Source organism: Microbacterium maritypicum MF109 (genome assembly GCF_000455825.1).
Classification (GTDB): Bacteria; Actinomycetota; Actinomycetes; order Actinomycetales; family Microbacteriaceae; genus Microbacterium; species Microbacterium maritypicum_A.
The window spans coordinates 1-880 of record NZ_ATAO01000229.1 but is presented as its reverse complement, the minus strand read 5'-3'; the positions used below and the strand labels follow the sequence as shown (position 1 = coordinate 880).

Annotated in this window: 1 protein-coding gene; it reads left to right on the top strand. The window is 71.5% G+C overall.

From position 1 onward, the window contains the following. The coding region (locus L687_RS40105) for an MOSC domain-containing protein (protein WP_021201494.1) at positions 1-777 on the top strand (777 nt) is incomplete at its 5' end. Between the last annotated feature and the right edge of the window lie 103 nt (positions 778-880).

Below are 880 nucleotides of genomic sequence, written 5' to 3'. Positions count from 1 at the left end.
GAGCGTCTGGACTCCCTGACCGTGCAGCCCGACGGCCGGATCACCGGCGATCGCGTGCTCGCCTTCCGGTTCGCGGATGCCGCCGAGCCGGAGGACCGCGACGGCTTCGACTACTGGCCCAAGGCCAAGGGGCTCGCCCTCCAGGACTTTCCCGCGCTCGCCGCCCTGCGCACGAGCTATGACGACGAGACCCGACGCATCCGCATCGAACACGCCGGCTCGGTGCTCGTCGAGGCGACCCTCGACGACGGCGGACGGCGCGAGCTGACCGATGCCGTCACCGACTTCGTCCTCGCGACCTCGGAGGGCCGTCGGCTGCGACGCCCCGGCCGCCTCCCGCTCGTGCTCGTCGGTGACGGGGAGACATCGCGCTTCCAGGACCGCCCGCGGGGCTACGTCTCGATTCACGGCCGAGCCAGCGTTCGCGCGTTGGGGGAAGCCCTCGGGACGAACGTCGACGACCGACGCTTCCGCTCCAACGTGGTGATCGACGACGCCTCTCCCTGGAGCGAGCTCGAGTGGACCGGCCAGGTGCGCGTCGGCGACGTCGCCTTCCAGGCCGCCGGCCCCATCGTGCGCTGCCTCGCGACCCACGCGAACCCGGACACGGGCGTGCGGGATGCCAAGGTGCTCACCACCCTCACGAGCGCCTTCGCCCAGCAGGAGCCGACCCTCGGACGCCTGCTCCTGCCCGGCTGGGCGCCGTCGGACGACGGCCGACCCCAGGGTGGTGGCATGATCCGCGTCGGTGACGAGATCCACGCCCACCGTGCATGATCGTCTCCCCGCGTGCACCGGATCGCCCGTGGATGTCCTCACATGGGGCTTGTGAGCGCAAACATGCGACGCTTCAGCGACCGGTCCCGACGGGCCCAGAGTT